Below are 22,335 nucleotides of genomic sequence, written 5' to 3'. Positions count from 1 at the left end.
TAGTTAAAGCGCGTGTGAATGTTAAAGCCCACGCTTCGCGCGTTAGCTCAGCACACAACGTTGGTTGTTTGAACGCTCGTCCAGATCGGCTTTGAACAGGTGAATGAAAGCATCAAAACTATTCAGGTCCGCTGTAAGTAGATGGGCTTGAGGGATATCTGCTGGCAGGCAACGGGGCGCTTTGGTGAATGCCACTTTGTCAGCATTCACGGGCGGTAATATTTGGTGTATCAGCGTCGCTTCGCTTTGACCCGCGTGCGTTAGCATCGACAAAAATTCTGTATAGGAGGCGCAGGCTATATCACGACCCGTTCTCTGCGCGGTATAGCGCACAATGTCGTCAAATTCGACATAGTTTTGGCCAACAACATCAATCAGGGGGGCTCCGCTCTGGAACCGTTCCTGGCTACCCACAAACGTGCACAACCACTCGGCCAACGCATCCGCTGATAATAGGCCAAGGCTGCCGCAGCCCGCAGGCGCCACGCCCATCTGAACGCACTGCTTAAGCAATAAATGAAAAAGAGACTGGCCATTTGAGTAGCCGGTACTCATTGACGGCAGCACATCATCGACACGATAAATCCTGGCATGCAGCCCTTGCTGCTGTGCGGCAACGACGAGGTTGTCTGCCAGGTATTTGGTATACCCGTACCCGGTAACACCCAATGCTGCTGCCTCGATGGCCGAGACAATGCCTTCCGGATCTCGGCCAGACACGGCTGGCAGCTTGGCTGCCAACGATGAAATGTGGTGCAACCTCTTTGCCTTACCTTCATTACAGAATCGGATGAGTTCCTGGGTTCCACCCACATTCGCTGAGAACAATTGAGAGGCATGGAACAGGAAATTGACCGCCGCGCCACAATGAATCACCTCATCAATAGAAGCACATTGATGTTGCCATTCATCTGGATCCAAGCCCCAACATGGCAAGGCCAAATCACCTAGCACGACAGTAATACGTTGGCGTTGTAATACGCTTGCAGGGAACGCGTTCAGGAACACTTCCTCCAAGCGGCATAGAGCGCTTTCTCTGTTGCTGCCACGTAGCAGGACGGTCACGTGCAGGTGGGTGGTGGCTAATAAGTGCGCAAGAATATGAATTCCTACAAAACCACTCGAGCCGGTCAATAAGAGCGTCGAGCTCATTGTCGCTGTCGGCTGGTGATTATTGAATGCGACCCTCGCCAAGCTGTAGCTTGGCATGGCTTCGACCGTTTGCTCACAGCCGCTCATAAAGTCGGCCAGTTGCGACGGCGTTGCGAACTGATAAATGGCGGTCATCGGAACATCGGTTGCAATATGCTTGCACAATGCCAGTGATAGATTAGCGGCTGCTAGCGAATCTCCACCGCATTCGAAAAAGTCGTCTTCACTCCCTATCTGATTGTTCAGCAGTACGGTGCGATAACACGCAATAATTTTTTCCAGCAAGGTACTGTTGCTACAGGGTTGCAGCGTATCGGAATGATGGTTTTTCAAGTCATTGATTATACGTTTACGGTCTACCTTCCCATTGGGTGAAATAGGCAGAGTCTTCAAGTGATGCACTAACTGTGGCATGTGGGTCGCTGGCAGATGCCGCGCCAGTTCGCGTCGTACGTGCTGTAAATCCAATGCGTGTGGCGCCACGTAGACCAGCGCCAAACTCGCATCGCCCTGCTGAGTGGGCAAGACAAATGCCAGTGCGTCGTTTACGGCGTCGAACCCGGCCTTGATTGCCGACACTATTTCGTTGAGCTCGATACGCACCCCGCGCACCTTGACTTGGTCGTCAGCTCTGCCGCCATATTCAAGGCAACCATCGGGCCGTATACGGCCAATGTCCCCAGTCAAGTAAACCTTGTTGCCAGGCAGGTCTGAAAAGGGATTACGTATAAAGGATCGTGCGCTCAGTTCCGGGGCATTCAAGTAGCCACCTCCGACGCAAATACCGGCAACAACGATTTCCCCAAAGACGCCATCCGTCACGGGCCTCAACTGGTCGTCGACAATTTTGACATACGTATTATCGATAGGCTGGCCGAGTGGAATCTTGTCATTGTCGTGATCGCACACCTCATGAAATACCATCCCGATTGATGCCTCGGTGTGACCATAGGTATTGATGACCGTACAACGTGGGAAAAAGCGCCTAAATGTGTGCACGGATGCAGCGTCAATCTCTTCTCCGCCGATCAAGACATGCCGCAAGCTGTCCAAGCGTTTTGCGGGAAGGGTCCCATTCTCCAGCGCACGAATTAATAATTTGAAGAGGGTGGGTACGAAATCAGTCATCGTGATGTGATGACGTTCAATCTCTTCTACCAGCGACTCGACATTCCAGTGATCGCGCTGCTTAGGCAATACCGCCACGCCCCCGTTGGTGAGCGGCCACAGCATTTGCCAAATTGACGAGTCGAACAACGGCGCGCTGTTCTGATAGACAGTGTGCCCGCCACCAAATCGCTTGGTCATATAGGTAAAGCGATTCACAAGCCCGGCATGATAATTCAAGGCGCATTTCGGGCGGCCGGTTGATCCCGATGTAAAGAAACCATAGAGCAGGTCGTCTGAGAAACACTGGGCGTGCGTTTCAGCATTTAAGTCAGTCGTGCCGTCGAGTCTTATTTCAAACAGGTTCAGGCCGGCACTTCTTAAGGCCGGCTGTTCTCCATTCGTGATAACCCATGCTGCCTGGCTGGCCTCAACGACTGCGTGTATTCTATTTTTCGGCCATTTGGCATCCACCGGAATAATAATGGCGTTGGTCATCATCACAGACAACCACGCAATGGGTAACTCGACACCGGTCGGTAACGCACAGAGCACAATATCTTTGTTGCTCACACCGCAGGCGTGCAAACGCTTTGCGTTGGCGCGTGCAGCGGCTATTAGTTCAATATAAGTAAGGGATTGATCACCGCAGGTGACTGCTGTTTTGCTTCCCTGCCTGTGTGCAGCCGTATACACCATCTCCAGTACACTTAGCCTGTCTGGCTGACAGCCACTCAGGGGTGAGTGCTCGCGTTGACCAATAATCATCTAATACTCCTGTAAATAGAAATGTATAAACAATCTAAGCGCTATGTGCGTTCGTCAGAGATGCTGTAAATGGTCAACCGGCAAGCGAGAAAAGGCTGTGGTACTCGCTCAACTCAGCTAGGGGCGAGTGAACCCGGTTTTATACAGGTACGTTCTCATTCACAGAAAACACTTGGTGTGCGCTCTCAAGCCGACGGATCGTTGCGTAATCAGCCTGTAAAACGGCGAGTTCTTCATGGCTCAGGTAAACAACGCCCGGAATCGAAAATAAGTCGATGGTGCGTGTAATCGTGTCGCCCTTTTCGGGCAGGTGAAAATGGCAGGCATAGGAAGAAAGCGAGCGAATGTTCTCGAAGCCGGTTGTATCAACAACGACGCCTTTCTGGTCGGAGATCATCGCTACGCATAGGACATGTTTTGATAAAACGTACTGCTGACCCAAACGCCGTTTGAACAGGTGAGGGTGGCAATAACGTTCGATCGTCAGCGTGATTTGGCTCTCGCCAAGCGCCTCAATAACCGCTTCTTCAAGCATTGCGCCCTGCAGGCGGGCGCCGGTTTCAATCAACACCGGCCCTTCAGCAGTCATCATGATTTCGGAGTGAGCGGGCCCATTGCGCACACCCAGCGCATCAAGCGCTTGTTTCATATAGCTGACTAAAGCCTCCTGCACCTCGCCCTCATAGGCCAGAAGTTCTTCGCAATCATAAATATTTGAGGCGCCGGCAATCACTTTGCGGCGATCGATCCACATATCAGAAATATAATGCTGCGCGTCGATTGAAACACTATTAATGACGTACTGCGTACCCTTCAAAAGGGTCTGTGCCAGCACATGGTTATTGTGCCCACCAAAGCGGTTGGCTTTGTTATAGACGGAGTGAAAAGCACTTTCCAGTTCGGTTCGGTCATTGCAGAAAAATACACTGTCATTACCTGCACTGGCTAAGGGCTTCAGAACAATTGGCCAGCAGTGGCCTGAGGCCCATTCAGTCAACGTGTGTAAATTGTCTGTGCGCAGAAAATAAGGTGTGGCTAACCCCGCCTCTTTAAGCGCGCAGGCCATTGCGTATTTATCTCGCCGAACACGCGACGTCTCCGTGGAGTTTCCCTCCACGCCGAGTTCGGCGGCTAGCAGATCCGCAAGTTCAATACCCGTTTCGGCGCCGGCCAAAACACAAATAGGCTTGATGCCGTTCAACCATCGATTCATTTCGACTAGGCATTCGGCCAAACCGTTAAATACCACGTTGGCGATAAAGTCGCCGGGCCTGAAATCGTTGATATAAAAATCAATGATGGGCGAGGCACTTTGGACGTGCAGGACCGCTACACCCTCTGAATGAAACTTAGCGGCCAGTTTCGCGCCAGTGGAATACGCATCGACGATTACTGCGATGTTGTGAGTCATGGTCACATTCCAATCTATTTAGAGAGCCGCCGCAGTGCGTCAGCGTCAAGCGTTGTCCAAGCCACATAATTCGTGAGCCACTAAATCTTCGTGAGTCTCACGAGCCCGTATTAACTTGGCATCGATTCCCTCAACCAGGACTTCGGGTGGGCGCCCACGGGAGTTGTATTGACTGGCCATACTCATGCCATACGCACCACATGAAAAAATCGCCAATACACTGCCATTGTCAAACGCCGGTAATGCTCGACCTAATGCAAAGTGATCGCCGGTCTCACAAATAGGCCCAACAATATCGGTCTCCTCCAGGTGAGTGACGTCGGACTGCTGAGCGCTCTGGGTTAACGCAGTCCAATGGCCAGAAAAATTGTCAAAATGGGTTGGCCAAATAACATGGTTGGCACCATACAGGGTGGGCCGCAGCAGTACGTTCATGCCCGCATCGACAATAGCGATCTTTCGATCCCAGCCTTGTTTAATGTATTCGACGGTGGTCAGCAAAATACCGGCATTTGCGCTGATCGAACGACCCGGTTCAATGATGAAGCGGATACCGCGCTGTTTCAGCCCTTGCAGACGCTGACAAATAAGTGCTCCCGTTTCAGTTAATGAGCCAACGGGATTGCTTTCGGTCCCATACTGCGCTGGAAAACCTCCGCCAATGTTGACAAATTCGATCGCGCAATCAGCCGCCTTAAGTCGGTTAATCATGTCCTCGATCTTATCGATGGCAGACAAATAGGTCTGAGCCGATGGAATCGGCGATCCAAGGTGAATATGGATCCCAACGACATCGACGCTTGAGTAACGCTTCGGCTCGAAAAGTTCATAGGCGTGTTCCATCGGTATGCCAAATTTTGTCTGGCGGCCGCCTGTTGAGGTTTTCTCTGGGGTGCCAGCATCCGCCACATCCGGATTGATACGAATGGCCACTTTTATACGCTTACCGGCCGTCGTGGCGACCTCATCCAAACGCAGCAGCTCGCCTTCAGACTCCACATTAAAAAGGAAGACGCCAGCTTCAACCGCGTAGCGAATTTCTTCACGCGACTTGCCGACCCCGGCAAACACAATCTTGTCCGCAGTCACTCCCGCCATCAGTGCCCGGTAGAGCTCACCGCCACTGACCACATCCAGCCCTGATCCTTGATCGACCAAGAGCTTAAGGATGCTGAGATTACTGCAGCTTTTAACTGAGAAACAAATCAACGGCGAGAGGGCGGAAAAAGCATCTTTCAGCACGGTGTAGTGATTTTTCAGGGTGTGTGCTGAATAGACATACACGGGGCTTCCATGCTGTTCGACTATCTGACGAACATCGAGGTGCTCCACATGTAAATGACCGTCGACAAAATTAAAATGGTCCATCTTGCTTCCTCCAATTGATGAGCTTAACTGCGTGCACTGACACGCTCGCGGGATAAGCAGTCACCCGTTGATTCCAATAACAACCGACCCGTGCTGTACAAATAGTTGACAATCTTTTCAGCGCAAGCAATTGCGGTTTGAGTGTCAGTATTGATGATGAGCTCGGGATGTACCGGTGGTTCATACGGAGAATCAATGCCGGTAAACTCGGCGACCTGTTTCTCCCTGGCCTTTTTATAGAGCCCTTTTGGATCGCGTGCCTCGCACACATCAAAAGAGGCATTGATAAAGATTTCCACGTAATCACTGTCGCCAATCAGCGCTCTTACCAGGGCACGATCATGTCGAAAAGGAGAAATAAACGCGGTCAATACAATTAAGCCCGCGTCAGCCAGCAACTTGCTGACTTCACTCACCCGTCGAATGTTTTCACTTCGCCCTTGGTGGGTGAAATCCAGGTCACGGCATAGCCCATGACGTACGTTATCCCCGTCCAACACGTAAGTCAGGTAACCTTTCTGAAATAACAGCGATTCTACAAGACCGGCCACGGTGCTCTTTCCAGCCCCACTCAAGCCCGTAAACCAAAGCACACAAGGTTTTTGTTTCAATCTAGCGCTGCGCATAGATTGTTCCACGGGAAATAATTGCCAGGTCAGGTCACAGGACACATCAGTTATATGCATTTCGTTCGTTACCTTAGGTCGCCAAGGTGCTTGTTTAGTACAGCCTCCCTTTCACGCTTCAAATACTCATAATGCGGCATATTTTCTAAGTAGAATTCATGCAGTACCGGGTGGTTGTCGACACGCGTGCTGTATTGCTTTTTGATCGGCGCAATGCCTGTGCTGTTTGCTGCATCCAAGTGCCAATGCTGGGTTCGCTCCCACACATCCAAGTGTCCGCTCTGCCACTGGAGAGCAGAGGGCAGGTGCTGCAAGTCAGCATCCCTGCAAAAGTTCGAAATTGCACACTCAGGGCTCAGGATCATGTCGTCCGCATCAACGAACAAGGGCGAATGTATCGACTCCGCCTTCACGGCATCATAGAGTTCAGCCAAGTGTTGGTAGCCCACCTCGCTGCAGGTAAGGTCTGGGTTAATATAGTAGTGTGAGTTAATAACCTTTTCCGGATTGCGCAACATGAACACATGTAGCGCTTCGCGCATATAAGACGTTCCCGTCAGTCGATGACGATAGTCAAACTCACAGGTGTCCTTGATGAACACAGCACGTTGCGCGCGCAATGCCTGTACATAATTGAAAAGCTCCGTTGAGTTTTTCAACGTCTGAGTTGAATGATCCGTCTGCGGATGGCTGTATATACCACGCGCCGACAGATCGCACAGAGGCTCATGCAAGATAGTGAAGTCACCACGCGCGGCGATCACACGTACAAATGCGGTGGAAAGCGAGCGTGGAGGGGCCCACAAAACAATTAGTCTGTGCTGCATAGTTAACCTTTATTTCAACAATACGTGCAGGATGCCAGGACAGTCAGCCCCTCATGGCTTAAACGGATTCAGTGATCCACTTTTGCCCGCCATGAGCGAAACGGAATTGCTGTGCGGTGAAGCGCGACTTGGAGTATTCGCGTACGCGGTCAACCATGTAGTTGCCTTTATAAGCGATCACATCGACGGTGCCATTCGCCTGTTCAGTCAATACGGCTACGTTGGCCAATGCGGCCTGCGTGGCGGGGTCATACAAACGACCTGCATACGATTGACGTGCGATAAAGGGTGACAAAAACCGCAGGACCTCCCATGAGTCCTTGTCGACCGTTGCTTGCAGTAGATGTTTCGCTGCGATGCCGAGCATGTCCAGCCCCGGAGATTCGTATAAGCCACGGCCTTTAGTGCCGTTCATTCGGTTTTCCAACACGTTCTTCAAGACCACCCCATTGCGGCCCGCGATCCTGTTGGCTTCAGCGAGTGCTTGGTAGTAACTCACTGACTGACCATTAATCTCAACAGGAATACCTTGCTTAAAGGTGATACTGCAAGTCTCTGGCACGTCGGGCGCATCCATGACCCTGACGCCCATGATCGGGCTGATCATGTCGGGTGAATTTGAGAGCACCTCAACTTCGCGATTCTCATGCGACACACCGCCGACGTTGGCATCAACGGAGTGATGGGCTTTCGTACGCATCATGGCTTCGTCGGCGTCGGCAACAAAGTCGCCCATGTCTACGCGGGTTCGAAAACGATCTGACGTGGTTGGGTCTTCCCAGGGAGAAAATGGCGTGATCTCTGGCGCAAACATTTTCAGATAGTAATTGAAGCGGAATTCATCGTTGCCGCCATGAACAGCGCCATGGGCCAATATACTGCACTGACGGTCGCGCAATGCATTAACCAGGCCTTTAACAGTTACGGCTCTGGCTATGCCAGTCGTGTTCCAGTAGCCACCGTCGTACTGCGCCTGGGCACGTACAGCGTGGAGAAAGCTGAGCGCAATGTCTTCCTTCAAATCAATGACATTAACGGCCTGCATCAGTTCGATGTTGTCTGCACAAAACTCGTGTGCTTCATCGCCCGGTTGACCAATGTCGACAATGAACTGTTCGACGTCAACGTGCTCCTCTTTCAAACGCTGCGCGATGAATAAGCTAACCAGGCCACCGGAGGCACAGATGCCAACTTTCTTACCTTTCAAATCCGAGAATTTCACGCGGTAGTCCTTTAGAGAGTTGTTGTTATTAACAGTTTCGCTTCGCGCCTGTTACTGCGACCACGCGGTCGGTTCACGGTCCCATCGGTGCTGTCGTAGTAGCGTCATTAACGCAGGCTCTATCTTGCCGTTGTCAGAACACGCCAAGTTCGCTTCGACATGTGGAATAGAGCGCATGCCAGGAATAGTCGTTGCGACGTTATCGTTGGAAAGAATGAACCTCAGCGCGACGTCCGATAGCTGAGTATCGGGGGGAAGAGCCCGTCTCAAAGACTCGACCCGCGCCACCGTCGCTGCCAGGTTTTCTGGCACGAAATAGCTGCTTCTCCAATCACCGGCAGGCCACGTGGAATCGATCGTTAAATTCCCCGTCAGAGAGCCTTCGTCGAAGGGCACCCTGGAGATGACGGCAATGTCCAGTTCGCGGCATAACGGAAGTAATTCATCGTCAGGCGCTTGATCAAAGACGTTATAAATCACCTGTACCGCGTCGATCATTCCTGTTTTCAGTGTGTCGAGTACGTTGGTGGGTTCCCAGCGATTGACACTGATGCCTATGCCGCGAATCAGGCGTTGCCGTTTGAGGTCATCCACCACGCGTAGCCAGGATTCATCATGAGCCCACGCATCTTCCCAGACATGAAATTGCAGTAAATCCAGGGACGCCAAGCCTAGTGACTGCAAGCTTTTCTCGACATATTCTTCAATATGGTCGGGCGGGAAAATTTGGTCTAAACGGTCACCCCGGTGAGAGGGCCACTCGCGGTTCTTGGGGGGAACTTTAGTGGCTACATATAAGGTTTTGCCTGGGTGGTTTCGTAATGCTTCCCCAAGCATTTTTTCGCTGTGGCCACGACCATAAATCCACGCCGTATCGAAAAAGTTGCAGCCTAGTTGAATCGAATGTTCCAACGCCGCCATGCCGCTGACATCGGATGAGCCGGTCCAACCCCCTTCACCTCCCGCGACCCCCCACATTCCATATCCAACTTCAGAAACATTCCATTCCAGTCGTCCAAATCGCCGGTATTTCATCGCCCGCTCGCTATAGAGTTATTTTATTCAGGACGCGATAAGCGCACTCATGTAGCGATCACCCTGATCACTAAAGTCTCGAGTACCTGGAAAGTATGCTCAGCAAAAAAACAAAGTAAAAATATCAATTTAGTGGCTGGCTATTCATTTCTGATATGGTATGGCTTGTTCGATTCATCGCAGGGTTGGCTCATGAATTTCAGTTTTCGCCATGTGGAAGTATTTTGGGCGGTAATGACGACAGGCAGCGCGACGGCTGCCGCTGAACTTCTGCATACCTCGCAGCCTACCATCAGCCGAGAGCTCAGCCGGTTCGAAGCGCTGACTCAGTTGACGTTGTTCAAGCGCGCGGGTGCAAAGTTGATTCCGACTGAGCATGGGCTGATGTTGTTCGATGAAGTTCAACGCAGCTATGTGGGGTTAGCCCGTGTGAAAAATGCCGTCGAGGCCATCAGGCATTTTCGGCAAGGGCAAATTTCGTTGACGTGCATACCGGCTTTCTCGAATGCCTTGTTGCCGCAGGTCTGCCAGGATTTCTGCAGTAAATTTCCTGGCGTCAGCATCAATATCACGCCCCAGGAATCGCCCGCCCTCGAGGAGTCGCTGACTGCTCAGCGTTATCACCTGGGGTTGACTGAAACCCTGGAAACACCCCCGGGCACCTACATCGAAACACTCTTGAACCTCGACGTGGTGTGCGTTTTACCGTCTGATCACGAATTAAATGCGAAAACGGTCCTCACGCCACAAGACTTCGAGGGGCAAAATTTTGTTTACCTTGCGGCGGATGATCCCTACAGAAGAAAAACGGACGCTATCTTCCACCAGTCAGGCATTGAAAGACGGCTGGTGGTAGAGACACATAACGCGAGCGCCGTGTGTGCGACTGTTAACCTGGGGGTGGGCGTTGCCATTGTGAATCCGATCACAGCCCTCGACTATGTCGGGCGAGGTTTGCAGATTCGTCGCTTTTCACATTCAATTTCTTACTGTGTAAGTGTCGTACGGCCGTTGCACCGACCCGAATCGTCTACCGTGGAACATTTTGTTGATTCCCTTCGGAATAATTGTCAGCAGATAAGTGCTCGGTTAGAGGGGTTAGACAAAATCAAGTTGTAAGCCGGCGAGCAAACATGTGAGCCTCGGCCAGCCACACCCACGCCTCAATCACATCGAGTAGCCGATTATGGTGCATGATCAACCGTCTGGCTCGCTCATTCCAGGCATGGGGCCCCCCGGTGTCAGGATAGTTGTCGCCTCTCCGATTTTTCCTGAAAAACATATCGGGTGCGGGAAGAGGCTGTTCGTGCCGTAATATTCACTTGAACGCAAAGCCGCATTACTCAAGATGATGCTTCCCCCGACAACGAGGACAACTGACCGCCTTGCCGGAGCGGCTGTGAACTGGATCTACGGAGTTTCTCACCAAGTCTACGCAGAGCCGCCAACCCCCCCTGCATCGTCGATGTCCATGCCGCACCGCAGTGAGAAAAACATTGAGGAAAGAAAACTGCTGATTCCAGCGTCACAGGGCGTTTTCAACCAGTGGCTGGAAGACGCTTTGTTCCGTATCGGGCGCAAGCTTTCCTAAAGAATTGAGCTTGGCCAGCAGGCGGGAGGGGGATAAGCAACAATGAACCCTTCGACCCCTTCGTGTCTCAGCTTGGCAGTTCTTCTAGCTTGAAGATTCGGTTGTCAGCCTTGAGCGCTGCAAAGGCTTCGCAATATGCATAGGGCTCGCTAAATGAAGTGCTGGGCGCATGAATGTTGAAGACCTCAACCTGGGGAGGGTGGTCGCTTCGCCGTACCACTTACCGATCATCAGGGCAATTCATCACTCTAGCAGTTCCGCCGCCGTTCACGGATTCAGGAACTTGCTGACAGCGTCAGCGAACAGTTCTGGCTGATCCAGCATGATGAAGTGAAAACTGCCGTCAATACGCTTGAAGCTGATATTGGGGGTCGAGACATAGGCGTTACGGAACATTGCATCAACGTGGGACGCCTCTATGCCGTAAAGCGGGTCATAGGCATAGACGACCTCGACAGGCACCTTGATGCGTCCAAGCTCAGGTCGCAGGTCAGTGACCATCAGCTCATACATGGCATTGGCCATAGTCTTTCGGTCCGAGTTCATCCCCGCAGCGACCAACGCTGGCTTGACCGCTTCAGTTTTGGCGAGGCGGGCGATAGCGGCATGCTGCATGGTTTGCGCCTGCTCAGGCGTTGCCGCGAACATTGCATCGCGCATCGCAGCCGCCTGCGGGGTCGCCGTTTCACGGGTCGCGAAGGGATCAAACAGCAAGGTATAAAAGGGCATCGCATCGACAATCATCAGGCGTCCCACTTGATCGGGATGACGAGCACCCAGCATCAGTGCCGCCTCACCACCCAACGAATGACCGATGATGACCGGCGCCTCGAGGCGCTGGCTGCGGATGTATTCAGCGATCGCCTCCACCGTCGGCGCAACTACTTTCCCTTCTGGGTCGGACACAGCAGGCGAGCCGGCAAAGCCAGCTACCTGTACAAGATGGAGCCGATGGCTCTGTCGTAATCTGGAGGCCAAATCAGCCCATACGTCGCAGGACGAGGCAAATCCTGGAATCAGGATGATATCTGTTCCCGAGCCTTGTACCCGCACCGAGATAACACCCTGGTTGACAGTTTCCAGCGGCAGGGGCGCAGGCTGGGCTGGCGATGCAGACAACAGCGCCAATGTGGTGCCGATCCCGGCAAGAATCATTTCTGCACGCATAGCGTTCTCCTTTTCGCGCAATGCGAGCTGATTTTTACGATTTCATGGGTGCCAATTAAACCGACAAACAGGCAGGTTAACGGGATCATAGCCATTCCTTTGACCGAGGCAATATTTCCACTATACGGCGCACACAGGCACTAGAAAACTAGCGCCGCCTGCAATCCTTAGCATCCCCCCAGAAAAAAAGATGGCCCCCTTCGACAGTCGGAGAAGGACTGAGCCGAGTTCATTGGGACAGTTTGGCAATCACCTTGATCTCGAAATCAAAACCGGACAACCAGGTCACGCCAATAGCGGTCGCCGTCGGATAGGGCGCTTCGCCCCAGTACTCGGCCACTACTTCCCAGATCGTTTCGAATGTCGAGGCGGGGTCGACCATGAAGATGGTCGTGTCGACCACATCCTCGAAACTACTGCCGGCCTCGGTCAGGATCGCGTTGAGATTGGCGAAGGCCAGGCGAACCTGTGTCGCGAGGTCCGGTTCGGCCGAGCCATCCTTGCGGCTGCCGACCTGACCGGATACGAACAGAAAACCGTTGGAGCGAATCGCTGGTGAGTAACGGTGGAGCTCGTACAGTGCATGGCGGTCAGGCGGGAAAACCACATCACGTTTGCTGGCCATTGCATCTCTCCTTCGGGGCCGACGTGGCCCGCTGATTACGAAGGAACCAGTGTAAAAACACGGGCGACCCGAATAAACGCGCAACGCTGGTCATGACTGTTTGTAGAATCCAAACTATCCAGAACCCCAGTGAGGCGTGAAATGGACCGTTTCGATGCAATGCAGGCCTTTGCCCGCGTGGTGGAAACCGGCAGCTTCACCAAGGCGGCCGCCACCCTGCACATGAGCAAGACCACCGTGACGCAGCTCGTTCAGCAACTGGAAGCGAGGCTGCGTGTGCGCTTGCTCAACCGCACCACACGCAAGGTCAACGTCACCGCCGATGGCGCGGTCTACTACGAGCGCGTCATCCGGCTACTGGTCGATATGGACGACGCCGAAACCAGCCTGTCCAGCGCATCGATGACACCACGCGGGCGCCTGCGGGTGGATGTGCCCAGCCCGTTTGCGCGAATGCTGCTGATACCCGCGTTGCCGGGGTTCTTTGCACGCTATCCGGAAATCCAGCTGACCCTGGGCGTGAGCGATCGGATTGTCGACATCATTGGCGAAAACGTCGACTGCGTGGTGCGCGGCGGCGAAATCATCGATCAGTCGCTGATGGCAAGGCATGTGGGCGATCTGCACATCGGCATTTATGCCGCGCCCGCCTATCTGCAACGCTTCGGTACGCCAGCGCACCCCCGTGAGCTGGAGGAGGGCAGGCACAGTACCGTTGGCTTCCTCTGGTTTCGCACAGGCAAATCCTTGCCCTACGCGATGCAGCGTGGTGAGGAACGCATCGAGATCCAGGGGCGCCCGCAACTGACGGTCGACGACGGCAATGCATACCTGGCCGCCGGCCTGGCGGGCCTGGGCATGCTTTGGCTACCGCAGTACATGGCCAAACCGCACCTGGCCAGCGGCGAGTTGCTGCCACTGTTCGAGGACTGGCACATGGCGCCGATGCCGATGTACCTGGCATTCCCGCCGAATCGCCATGTCAGCACCAAGGTGCGGGTGTTTATCGACTGGGTGATAGAGTTGATGGCCGAGCATGCGCCGGTGGTTAGGTGAAAACAGGTGGGCTAGGCACCCACGGCTTCGACAGGCGTTTGCCCACGCGCAAAGCGCGTCGCCGAGGTCTGCAGCAACAGCACGACCGACAGGGTCACCAGCAGGAACGGCAGCAGCCAGGCGTTCTCGATGATCGCCAACTGCAGACTGAGGATCAGCAGCAGCATCGGCGTGGCCAGGGCATTTGCCTTGCTCACGTACAAACCGACGGCCGCTTCGCTGTAGCGGCAGGCAATCGCGACACGAATATGCACACGAGCACCGCCAAAGGCCATGCCCAGAATTAGCAGGCTCAGCGCTTTGAGAAACAGCGAGTCCGGCATCAGCCACCACATCGTGGTGGAAATCACCGCCAGTGCAGTCAGCGCCGACAGGTAAACCAGCAGGTTACGGCCGGTGTTGGCGATGATGACCAACACACCGATCAGCGCCATGCCCAAACCGAACACGGCATCCAGGATACCCAGTTCAAACAGCGTCCATCCGTGATTCGATACGTACACGGGCAGCATGAAATTGAACGCGCCTAGAATCGGCCAGATCAGTACCATCGGCACAAACAAGGTCATCGGCAGCCTGGCGGGAGCCGCTACTTCGAGCTTCTCGCGTACATCCATAGGCAGGCCATTGCGTGTGTAGCAAATACCCGCAACCAGCAAAAAACCGCTGCTCAGTACCAGGGAAAAACCGATGCCGGTCAGAATCGGCATCAAACCCGCTGCCAACAACGGGCCGATCATCAGGGCCGCCTGGCTGGTGGCCGTGGTGGCGCCACTGATCCGCCGTACTTTGGTTTCATCCATGCCTCGTTGCAGCTGGGTAAACCACATGTCCAGGCTGGCCTCGAGGGACATGATCATCAGCCATGCGAACAGGTTGGTGATCAGCAAGCCGAGGGTAAAGTTTCGCGAGAGCCCGGAGATCAGCGCCAGGCCCGTCAGGCACAGTATGAACAGGCTGCTCATCTGGCGTCCGGTCATGTGGTGCGACAGGCGCTTGATCATCATCGGGGTGATGAACGCCGGTATGAACGAGCAGAAAATCGCCAGGGCCAACGGCAGGTAGTCGCCATCGTTCTGTTTCAGAATGGTCCAGGTCAACGAGACCAGCAGTGCGCCGGAAAACAGGCGGTAGACCGTCGAGCAGAACAGGAAAATGGTCAGCTCTTTTGCGGTGCTTGGGTGTTCACTCATGTCATCGATCCTTGCCCTTGAGTACGCGCGATTCATTGAATTTGAACGGCCGACGTCAGCCCCGCAGCCGCGTTGAGCGGTGCAGAAGGCTGGCGTGGATCCGGGCTGGCTGGGTGTCAGGCGAACGTGCGCATGACCTTGAGGGTTTTCTCGATATCTTCAGGGGTGTTGATGATCCCGGCAGAGAAACGCACCGTCGAATGGCGATACGGTGTGGCGCTGGCGATGATCTTCTGCGCTTTCAACTTCGCCACGACATCCTTGGGCGTCCAGCCTTTGACATCGCAGCATACGATGCCAGCGGAAAACTCGGCGGAGCGGGGCGTGTGCAGGTGCACATTGGGCAGCTTCGCCAGGCCTTCTTTGAGTTGACCGTTGAGTTCGGCGACGCGGTCGGCGATGCGCTTGCGCCCGATTTTCTTGACGAACTCGAACGCCTCGATCACGCCCCACTGGTTTTCAAACGCCAGGAATCCGCCAGGGCTGACCCAGGCGGCCTGCGTTTCACCTTGCGGATCGCGTTGCTGGCGCCAGGCATTGCCCGGCTCGGCGGCCATGATGGTAGGGATGGTGGGAGTGATCTGCGCCCATTGACCTTCACGTGCCCAGACCAGCCCCGTGCCGTGCGGGCCAAGAATCCACTTGTGCGTGCCGGCGCTGAAAAAGTCGCAGCCCAGGCTGGCCACCTGCGCTTCGGAACAACCGAAACCGTGCACACCGTCGATCACATAGATGATCTTATCGGCTTCAGCGCGATCACGATTGAGTCGGGTTACAAGGGCACCAATGTCCTTGAGCGGCAAGCGCACGCCAGTGCCCGAGTGCACCCAAGTCATGGCCAGAATGCGCGTCGAGGGTTTGATGGCCGCTTCTATGCGCGCGACGATCGCGTCGACACTGACATCCTCTGGCCCTTCGTACAGGTCGATGCGACGGATGCTCCCACCCCATTTGACCACCGCCAGGCGCATGGCCTCGTCGTGGGTATACCACTCGTGATGGGTGGTCAGGATTTCCTGATCGGGACGCAACTTCAGACCGTTATAAATCATTGCCAGGCCCTGCGTGGTGCTGGTGGTCAGCGCGATGTCCTCGGCCCGGCCACCGGTGTACTCCGCCGCTGCAGCGCAAACCTTGCGCCACACCATGTCTTCGGGTTTGGCGAACATGTTGTCTTCAAGGTAGGTGTAAGGGTTTTCGTCGAAGGCATGGCGGTGGCGCGCCATCGCATCGCGTACCGGCTTTGGGTTGGAAGCCAGAAAGAAATTGGAAATGTGCACAAATTCCGGCGCCAGCTTGAACTGCGCCCGCACCGACGCCCAATCGGCGGGGTCAAGTGGTGTTACGGTTTCATCCTTGGCGGGCGCTTGGCCCACCTGTGCCTTTACTACACCTGCAAACATGCTGCCTCCAATCAGGGTCGCTCCTACACTGGCGCCCATGAAATCACGTCTTCCCAGACTCATACGGTTCTCTTTCAATTCAAATTGAAGTACGCGCAGGACGCGCGAAAATAGCACTGAAAATACGCTGACCATAGAGGCCCACGGCCAGCCCGAGTACGATCAGCACCACCGCCAATACTTTGCTCACCGACACACTTTCGTTGAACACCACTACCGAGCCGAGCATGCCGAAGATCGGCACCAGCAGAGACAGTGGCGCCACGGTGGAGACCGGATAGGTCTTGAGCAGCGAGTTCCAAATCCAGTAAGCGAACAGCGTGTTGGGGTAGACCTGGAACAAGATCGACAACAGGGTAGTCGTGTTCACCTGACTGACAAACGCCGTGTAGCCGGCGCTGCCGTTCACCGCGTAATCGAGGGCGAACAGCGGAATCGGCGCAAACGCGCTGGACCACACCAGAAAGCCGAAGACATCCTTGGTCCTGGCCTTCTTGTTGATGATGTTCGCAACGCTCCAGGACGCCGCGCCCACCAGCACCAGCAACACGCCGGTCAGGCTCACCGAACCGTCACTGATCTTGATGATGCACAACAGCCCCGCGAGTGCGATCAACATGCCCAGCACCTGGAAGCGGGTCAGTGCTTCCTTGAACACCCAACTGCCGAGCAGGATGGTGAAGAACGCGCTGAACTGCAGCACCAGCGACGCGATGCCCGCCGACAGCCCAGCCTTGATACCCAGATTGACCACGCCCCACAGACCAATGCCGAACACCAGGCCATAGCCGATGATGTAGCGCCACGGCACGTCGGGTTTACGGATAAAGAATATCGCCGGTAACGCACAGAGACTGAAGCGGATACCCGCCAGGATGAACGGATCGACAGTGGCCAGTCCCAGTTTGATCACCGAGAAATTCACGCCCCAGATTGCCGTTATCAATACAGCCAACACTACGTGCAGTGGTTTCATGGATTATTTGCCTTGAGGAAGAGGGTCGGTGTCACGCTACAGAGGTCAGGTTGTGCGCCAGGCGCACACGTGAAAACAACGATTGCATCCATGCCCGGGTCTGCTCGGGTTCAGCGCTTTTGACGATGCCGGCCAATGGCGCTTCGAACGCCGAATAGGTCACGTGCTCGGGCAACAGTGCGCCCACTGAAAGTTCGTTCCATTGCACCACCTGCGCACTCGCGCGCAGCTCTTCGGCGCCGTCCAGGCCCTGGTAGATCCGCTCCGGATGGGTGTGCCCCGGGAACACAAACCAGCCGAAACCCAGGTCGTCCTGCTGGCGACTGAAGGCCGAAAGGTCCAGTTCGCCGTCTACGTGAATGCGTAACTCCAGCGACGGCAAGTGGATGCCCGTGGCAAGCTCATAGGTCGCGACCACATCCGCGCCACCGACCCGGTTGCCGACTTCGAGAAACACCGGCTCGTCGTCCGCCATGATCGCTTCGAGATGAAACGCGCCATTGTGAATCTGCACCGCTTGCAGCGCCGCGCTGACCCACTCATGCATCGACGCCGTGGTTTCGATGTGCCACGAACCGAGCGGTTGGCCGCGCTCCATGTAATCCAGGCAGGTGCCCACGTATTCGCTGGACAGCAGGGTGATGACCCGACCGTTCAATACCAGGCCGTCGAAATGGCGGATCGCGCCGCTGATGTACTCTTCGACCTGAAACTCATCAACGCGCAGCGCAAGACTACTGATCTTGTGCCTGATCTCATCGAAGGCGTGAGCCGGTTTCTGATGAATGCTGACGTCCATGCTCGACGCGCCGCTGTGCGGTTTCAGCACGGTTGCGCCAGTCCACGGCACATGGCCTTGCAGCAACAGATAGCGCTCCAGCGACATGAAGCGCGGTACACGCAGATGCCGGGCCTGAACCGCGGCTTTCATCTCCAGCTTGTTGCGCGCCAGGGTCACCGACTGCAACGACGCACCTTCGATATTCAGCACTTCGCGCAGACGCGCTGCGTCGAGTAATTCGTACTCGGACATCGAAATGACGCGATCAAAGGTTTGTGGGCTTTCGGCCAGCCACGCCAGCGTTTCATCGAAGGCGCTGTTTAGACCGGCTCGCACCACGCTGTGGCAGCGTAGGTCGGCGGGGAGCGTATCGATTGCCGATTGTTTGCCAATGTACGTGACATCGTGCAAGTCATGGTCAATCCCGCGGTGGTACTCGATACGCGGATACGGGACACGGTGAAGAATGAGGATTTTCATGCCGGGGATCTCAAAGCGTATTAGAGAGAAGTCAGGACGCGACCTTGAACAATTGCGCAGCGTCCAGGTGACGGTTCAGTACCGTAAGCCACTGTTCACGCAGCACCGTCACCAGATCGCAGATGTCGATGCGCGCGTCATGCAACGCGACGCATGCATGGGCCACGAAGTCGCTGTTGTCTCTGGGGGTTGCATGGATCAGCCGTGACTGGCCGATGATCCAGGCGCATTCGAGCAGCGCGATATCGTCCTTGGCCACGTCGAGGGTCTGCGCGGCCAACGTCAGCGTGTCATCAACCAGGATGCGGATGTCGCCCAATTCGACGACGTCGAGCGTCATGTCCTCGGGTACACCGAACATCACCGTGGAGGCGCTGCAGGTTGCCGGTGGCAGCTCCTGCGGCACCGACGCGCAAAACACCGAATCGACCCATGCCGCATACAGATCGACGCCGTGTACGGCGTGCGCCAGCGTCCAGATTTTCATGCCGCCGGGACGACGGTTAGGCTCGATCACGGCCGTTTGGTAACCGGTATCGCTAAGTTTGATCTCGTTGTGAAACGGACCGATTCGCTGGCCGACCAGACGATTCACCTGCTCGCCGGTTTGACGAATCGCCTGACGCTCTGGCTCGCTGAGGCGGGCGGGCAGGATCTGCGCTACTTCCACGGGATAACGTCCGGTGGCGCTGACTTTTTCCGTGATAAACCACAGATCGCCCAAGCCGTCATAAGAGTATTCGCGGGTGAAGGTGATGAACGCTTCTGCCAACACACCGCCCTCCAGGTAGGGCGCCACTTCGTCGAAGGCCTGCTCGCAGTCGCCCCCTGGTGCGATCACCACCACCCCGCGATTGTTGCCCTCGCACGCCGGTTTGATGACGAAGCCGCGTTCCTGGCGCAGGGCGAAATTGCGCACATCGTTGATGCATCCGATCTGTTGGAAGTCCGGCAGCGTGACCCCCAGCGGCTCAAGCAACGGACGGTCGCGTTGCTCGGCGATGCGGTAGGCCAGTTTGTCAAAGGCGCCCAGCGCCAGCTCGGCGTCGTCCACCGGCAGGCCGAGTTGTTCGAGCAGGGCCGCACCGCTGGCGACTGCGTTGTCGGAAAACACCATTGCGGCACTGATTCTGCCCGCGTCCTCGCCCAGCTGACGCAGCGCCTGGCGGACGAAATCCGGGTCCAGCGGGTCGGCATCGATGACCCGGTCACTGATCTGCAGGTCATGATTCTGAGGATTGTCCCGAACCAGCCAGGTTTCGGCGCCCCATTGCTGGCGCGCATAGTTGCGCATGTGCAGAACATCGCCGATTCGACTCAGGTTGTAGTCCACTATTAACAATACAGGCGCACGCAGCGGCATGTTCGTCATCCTCAAATGCATGGAATTGTTCATGGACAGCAGTGCTGCTCCAGGCGCTTGCTCAGCGGGATTTCAAGGGGTTTCAACGTTGTACTGGATGTCCAGCGCCGTGGCGGAAAGACGCGCCAGACGCTCAAGTTCCGTTGCCTGACGGTCTCGGTCGAACGTCCACAGCAACTGGCCCAAAAACACTTCACGGGCATGCGCGGGAATCACATCGCCTGCTTTGAGCAGGATGTGTTTCACCACTGGCGCCAGGGGCAGGTCATTGAGGGTGACCGAACTCAGCGTTCCCGGTTTGGCGAAATAAACCCGGAAAAAAGTCGCTGTGGTCTGTGCGCTGCTGCCGTCCGCCTGCCAGCCAAATTGGGTCAGGCGTTGCACGAGCGCTTCGCGGGGCAGGGCGTCGTCCTGACTGGCCAGAAGCAGATCCAGCCACAGTGAGAGCATGCTGTGGCCGCCGGTGACTGCCTCGACGCTGTGGGAAATCAAGCTGCCGCCAACGCGCGGATTGATCTCGATCAGGTCCCAGCGTTGACCGGTGAAACGCGCTTCAACGTGGTAGCAACCCCACTTGAGATCCATGCAGCCCAACACGTTCTTCAGCCACTGCAAGCCCGCCGCAATCTGCGCCTGGTCAACGCTTGCCGGCGGCGTGGTGCAGCTGTCTTCCAGCACCGTGTCAGCGGTCTCGGTCACTTCGTATTTTTCATGGACGGCCACGACATGCGCCTGACCATTGACCAACAGCATCTCGAAACTGAATTCCTGGCCGGCAATGTAATCCTCGGCCATGAACTGCAAACCGTCGTTGAAGGCCGAGGCATACACCGTGTCCTCGACCGAAGCCTTGCGCAGTTCCTCAAGCGCTTCCCAGGTGGTGTCCTTGCGCATCGGAAACGCCGCATACGAAGCGATTCCGTGGATCGGTTTGATGAAGTAGCGCTGGTTCCGCGCTTGCAGGGTCTCCAGCACCGGTGCAGTCAATGCATAGGCATTGGCTTGCGATAATCCTGCCTCGGCCAGTTGGTTGCGCACCTCAAGCTTGTTGCGCAATGCCAGTGCCTGTCGGGCATCGATGTCATACGTTCCGAGCGCGGCGTTGGCTGCGGCCATCAGGTGTCGATAACCTTCCCACACACTGATGCAGCAGGTGACGTGCTCGCCGGACTTGCGCAGCGCATGGAGTGCGCTGTCCACATCTTCCAGTCTCAACTGGTGAGCGTCTGCGGTGTAGAGCCGGTCCGCCCAGCCCTGGATCTGTTCCAGGCGGGCCGGCACGTGTTCCGGAAGCGGCAATGAACTCAGTACGAAACACCGGAGCTGGCGGCGATGCAGCTCCTCCTTCAAGTCCTCCAGGAAAGAAAAGCCGCAGTGGCTCAGGATCAGAACGCCGGGTCGATTTGAATTCATTGCCTGCTCCATGGCTTAAGCTGCCTTGTGTTGCGGCTTGGCCAGGGTGTCGAGGTACAGCTCGCTGAAGTACATGGCGAGAATTTTCTGATGCTCGGCCAGGTAGCGTTTCAGGGCTTCGATGTCCTGCTCACCTTTGATCAGGAAGCGCAGTGCGGCCCAGACTTCACCCGGGTGGTCGTCGTTGATATCGGTGTGAGAGTGGGAAACCTGACCGATGATGTTTTTCTCGCCAACCGACGCCTTGAGGGCCTCGAGCTTGCGGGGTTCGAGCTTCACGTTCACGTACTCGACCAAGTAGGAATAGGCAACGACGCCCAGTGGGCCTTCGTGGTCCAGCAGGTAGGAGAAGAAGCCCGCCAGCAACTTGGTGGACAGGTACGGTTCGGTGGCCAGGAACTCTTCGCGACTTACGCCGACACGTTCCAGATCCTGAATGAACAGGTCGTCATGGAGCATTTCTTCCTGTTCATAGTGGGCCCAGATCTGTGCAGCTTCCGGACTGACCTTGGCCACATCGACCAGAGCTTTTGCTTCAGCCACGCGCAGCAGACGGATGCGCCATGCGGTTTCGACCAAGTGACGTTTGTAATACGCGCTGTTGACGTCTTTACCTTCCAGGTGAGCGGCTTGAGGCACGGTTGCGTACCATTGCTCGACTTGTGTATCGATAATCCGGTCAATTTCCCCACGCAGATTCAATGACGCGGCAGCATTGAGAAAAGGAGTGCGATCACCATAGCCAACATTCTTTACACGGTTAAGCATATT

General features: G+C 55.4%; 19 protein-coding genes and 1 pseudogene. 3 read left to right on the top strand and 17 right to left on the bottom strand.

Annotated elements, in window-relative coordinates:
- Positions 1-42: 42 nt before the first annotated feature.
- From C4J87_RS16950 to C4J87_RS16920, 7 genes are all read right to left on the bottom strand, one after another.
- Positions 43-3,027, bottom strand: coding sequence for an amino acid adenylation domain-containing protein (locus tag C4J87_RS16950; protein WP_124367718.1), 2,985 nt, complete (start codon positions 3,025-3,027; stop codon positions 43-45).
- A gap of 139 nt (positions 3,028-3,166) precedes the next feature.
- Positions 3,167-4,438 (bottom strand): ATP-grasp domain-containing protein, encoded by a 1,272-nt coding sequence (locus tag C4J87_RS16945; RefSeq protein ID WP_124367717.1) that lies wholly within the window; start codon positions 4,436-4,438, stop codon positions 3,167-3,169.
- 45 nt (positions 4,439-4,483) lie between these two features.
- On the bottom strand, positions 4,484-5,806 hold the full coding sequence (gene lysA, locus C4J87_RS16940; protein ID WP_124367716.1) for a diaminopimelate decarboxylase: 1,323 nt from the start codon (positions 5,804-5,806) through the stop codon (positions 4,484-4,486).
- A 23-nt stretch (positions 5,807-5,829) separates the two neighbouring features.
- Positions 5,830-6,492, bottom strand: a complete 663-nt coding sequence (cysC, locus tag C4J87_RS16935) for an adenylyl-sulfate kinase (RefSeq protein WP_124367715.1) — start codon at positions 6,490-6,492, stop codon at positions 5,830-5,832.
- 8 nt (positions 6,493-6,500) lie between these two features.
- The gene (locus tag C4J87_RS16930) at positions 6,501-7,259 is read right to left on the bottom strand and encodes a hypothetical protein (protein WP_124367714.1); all 759 of its coding nucleotides are present in this window, start codon (positions 7,257-7,259) and stop codon (positions 6,501-6,503) included.
- Between the two features lie 58 nt (positions 7,260-7,317).
- Positions 7,318-8,481, bottom strand: coding sequence for an argininosuccinate synthase domain-containing protein (locus tag C4J87_RS16925; protein ID WP_124367713.1), 1,164 nt, complete (start codon positions 8,479-8,481; stop codon positions 7,318-7,320).
- 51 nt (positions 8,482-8,532) lie between these two features.
- The gene (locus C4J87_RS16920) at positions 8,533-9,516 is read right to left on the bottom strand and encodes an aldo/keto reductase (protein ID WP_124367712.1); all 984 of its coding nucleotides are present in this window, start codon (positions 9,514-9,516) and stop codon (positions 8,533-8,535) included.
- Positions 9,517-9,708: 192 nt separating this feature from the next.
- Here C4J87_RS16920 and C4J87_RS16915 point away from each other — a divergent pair, with 192 nt between their 5' ends.
- Positions 9,709-10,635 (top strand): LysR family transcriptional regulator, encoded by a 927-nt coding sequence (locus C4J87_RS16915; RefSeq protein ID WP_124367711.1) that lies wholly within the window; start codon positions 9,709-9,711, stop codon positions 10,633-10,635.
- Here the strand turns inward: C4J87_RS16915 and C4J87_RS16910 are convergent.
- Positions 10,625-10,744: pseudogene (locus tag C4J87_RS16910) on the bottom strand (IS5/IS1182 family transposase); the annotation flags it as partial. The gene C4J87_RS16915 and the pseudogene C4J87_RS16910 sit on opposite strands and share 11 nt — an antisense overlap.
- A 171-nt stretch (positions 10,745-10,915) precedes the next feature.
- Here C4J87_RS16910 and C4J87_RS16905 point away from each other — a divergent pair.
- Entirely contained in the window at positions 10,916-11,107 is a 192-nt protein-coding gene (locus C4J87_RS16905) for a hypothetical protein (RefSeq protein ID WP_256657791.1), read from the top strand.
- A 267-nt stretch (positions 11,108-11,374) separates the two neighbouring features.
- Here the strand turns inward: C4J87_RS16905 and C4J87_RS16900 are convergent, their stop codons facing one another.
- The gene (locus C4J87_RS16900) at positions 11,375-12,274 is read right to left on the bottom strand and encodes an alpha/beta fold hydrolase (protein WP_124367710.1); all 900 of its coding nucleotides are present in this window, start codon (positions 12,272-12,274) and stop codon (positions 11,375-11,377) included.
- A gap of 229 nt (positions 12,275-12,503) precedes the next feature.
- Positions 12,504-12,899 carry a RidA family protein gene (locus C4J87_RS16895; protein ID WP_124367709.1) on the bottom strand — a complete coding sequence of 132 codons (396 nt, stop codon included), beginning with the start codon at positions 12,897-12,899 and terminating at the stop codon, positions 12,504-12,506.
- A 141-nt stretch (positions 12,900-13,040) separates the two neighbouring features.
- On the opposite strand from C4J87_RS16895, the gene C4J87_RS16890 reads away from it, so the two are divergent.
- Complete coding sequence (locus tag C4J87_RS16890; RefSeq protein ID WP_124367708.1) at positions 13,041-13,955, top strand: LysR family transcriptional regulator; 915 nt, start codon at positions 13,041-13,043, stop codon at positions 13,953-13,955.
- A gap of 11 nt (positions 13,956-13,966) precedes the next feature.
- Here C4J87_RS16890 and C4J87_RS16885 read toward each other — a convergent pair whose 3' ends face one another.
- The 7 genes from C4J87_RS16885 to C4J87_RS16855 form a co-directional block, all read right to left on the bottom strand.
- Positions 13,967-15,148: a hypothetical protein gene (locus C4J87_RS16885; protein ID WP_124367707.1), complete on the bottom strand. Its 1,182-nt coding sequence runs from the start codon at positions 15,146-15,148 to the stop codon at positions 13,967-13,969.
- A 116-nt stretch (positions 15,149-15,264) separates the two neighbouring features.
- Positions 15,265-16,551 (bottom strand): aminotransferase class V-fold PLP-dependent enzyme, encoded by a 1,287-nt coding sequence (locus C4J87_RS16880; protein ID WP_124367706.1) that lies wholly within the window; start codon positions 16,549-16,551, stop codon positions 15,265-15,267.
- A 79-nt stretch (positions 16,552-16,630) separates the two neighbouring features.
- Positions 16,631-17,527 (bottom strand): EamA family transporter, encoded by an 897-nt coding sequence (locus C4J87_RS16875; protein ID WP_124367705.1) that lies wholly within the window; start codon positions 17,525-17,527, stop codon positions 16,631-16,633.
- Positions 17,528-17,558: 31 nt separating this feature from the next.
- A complete protein-coding gene (locus C4J87_RS16870; RefSeq protein ID WP_124367704.1) occupies positions 17,559-18,788 on the bottom strand; it encodes an acetyl-CoA carboxylase biotin carboxylase subunit family protein in 1,230 nt (409 codons plus the stop codon).
- A 31-nt stretch (positions 18,789-18,819) separates the two neighbouring features.
- The gene (locus tag C4J87_RS16865; protein ID WP_124367703.1) at positions 18,820-20,151 is read right to left on the bottom strand and encodes an acetyl-CoA carboxylase biotin carboxylase subunit family protein; all 1,332 of its coding nucleotides are present in this window, start codon (positions 20,149-20,151) and stop codon (positions 18,820-18,822) included.
- A 72-nt stretch (positions 20,152-20,223) separates the two neighbouring features.
- The gene (locus tag C4J87_RS16860) at positions 20,224-21,564 is read right to left on the bottom strand and encodes an acetyl-CoA carboxylase biotin carboxylase subunit family protein (RefSeq protein WP_124367702.1); all 1,341 of its coding nucleotides are present in this window, start codon (positions 21,562-21,564) and stop codon (positions 20,224-20,226) included.
- Positions 21,565-21,579: 15 nt separating this feature from the next.
- The gene (locus C4J87_RS16855; RefSeq protein ID WP_124367701.1) at positions 21,580-22,332 is read right to left on the bottom strand and encodes a hypothetical protein; all 753 of its coding nucleotides are present in this window, start codon (positions 22,330-22,332) and stop codon (positions 21,580-21,582) included.
- Between the last annotated feature and the right edge of the window lie 3 nt (positions 22,333-22,335).

It is taken from the genome of Pseudomonas sp. R1-43-08, from assembly GCF_003852255.1.
Taxonomy (GTDB): domain Bacteria; phylum Pseudomonadota; class Gammaproteobacteria; order Pseudomonadales; family Pseudomonadaceae; genus Aquipseudomonas.
Note: the sequence above shows the minus strand (reverse complement) of the source record. Positions and strands in the feature narration are given on the sequence as shown.